This is a genomic window from Rhodococcus sp. R1101, assembly GCF_000278445.1.
GTDB lineage: Bacteria > Actinomycetota > Actinomycetes > Mycobacteriales > Mycobacteriaceae > Rhodococcus > Rhodococcus gordoniae.
The window spans coordinates 1-1460 of the sequence record NZ_AJVB01000701.1; the positions used below are offsets into that span (position 1 = coordinate 1).

A 1460-nucleotide genomic window follows, 5' to 3' on the forward strand; every position below is an offset into this window, starting at 1 on the left:
GACGAGGCAGCTGATCAGACCACCGTAGATGCTGAACAGGGCGCCGGTCGTGTTGAACTTCCGCCAGAACAGCGAGTACAGCAGCGTGGGCAGGTTCGCCGAGGCCGCGACCGCGAAGGCGAGCGCCACGAGGAAGGCGATGTTCTGTCCCATGGCGAGGATGCCGAGGACGATCGACACCAGACCGATCACGACGACCGTGATCCGCGAGACCCGCACCTGTTCGTCCTCCGTGGCGTTGCCACGCTTGATGACGCTGGCGTAGATGTCGTGCGCGAAGGACGCCGAGGCGGTGATGGCCAGGCCGGCGACGACCGCGAGGATCGTCGCGAAGGCGACCGCCGAGATGATCGCGAGGAACAGCGTTCCGCCGAGTTCGAAGGCCAGCAGCGGTGCCGCCGCGTTCTCCTTGCCGGGAGCACCGAGGATCGCGTCGGGGCCGACCATCTTCGCGGCACCGTAACCGAGGACCAGGGTGAACAGGTAGAAGGCACCGATGAGCGCGATGGCCCAGGTGACCGAGCGACGGGCTTCCTTGGCGGTGGGCACGGTGTAGAAGCGCATCAGCACGTGCGGCAGACCCGCGGTACCGAGGACCAGCGCGAGGCCGAGGGAGAGGAAGTCGATCTGCGTCATGTTGCTGATGCCGTACTTGGCACCGGGAGCGAGCACGTCACGCTGCGCGACGGCCTCGTTCGACGAGCTCGACACCATCGCCTGAGCGTCGGCGAGCAGCTGCGAGAAGTTGCCCCGCACCGCGAACAGGACGAGCACGAACATCAGGCCCGCACCGGCGATGAGCAGCACGGCCTTGACCATCTGCACGTAGGTCGTGCCCTTCATACCGCCGATGAGCACGTACACGATCATGAGCACACCGACGACTGCGACGACGATGGCCTGGCCGACCTTGCCCTCGATGTCGAGCAACAGCGCCACGAGTCCGCCGGCGCCGGCCATCTGCGCAAGCAGGTAGAACAGCGACACCGCGAGGGTCGAGAGCGCCGCCGCCATACGCACGGGGCGTTCCTTGAGGCGGAAGCTCAGCACGTCCGCCATCGTGAACCGGCCCGTGTTGCGGAGCAGTTCGGCGACGAGCAGCAAGGCGACGAGCCATGCCACCAGGAAGCCGATCGAGTACAGGAAGCCGTCGTAACCGTAGACGGCGATCGCACCCGCGATACCGAGGAACGACGCGGCCGACAGATAGTCGCCTGCGATGGCGAAACCGTTCTGCGGGCCGGAGAACTGGCCGCCGCCGGTGTAGAAGTCGGAAGCCTTCTTCGTCGTGCGGCTGGCCTTGATGACCAGTGCCATCGTGACGACGACGAACGCGACGAAGATGGCGATGTTGAGGATCGGGTTACCGACGTCGGTCCCACCCTGGGCGAGAACGGTCACTGCTGCGGTCCTTCCAGTTCCTCGCGGATCGCCGCGGAACGCGGATCCAGCTCACGGCC

General features: G+C 66.2%; 1 protein-coding gene. It reads right to left on the minus strand.

Annotation, left to right across the window (positions count from 1 at the left end):
- Positions 1-1401 (minus strand): solute symporter family protein (locus R1101_RS0123385; RefSeq protein WP_016935601.1); only part of this gene is annotated, 1401 nt, incomplete at its 3' end.
- Positions 1402-1460 lie beyond the last annotated feature (59 nt).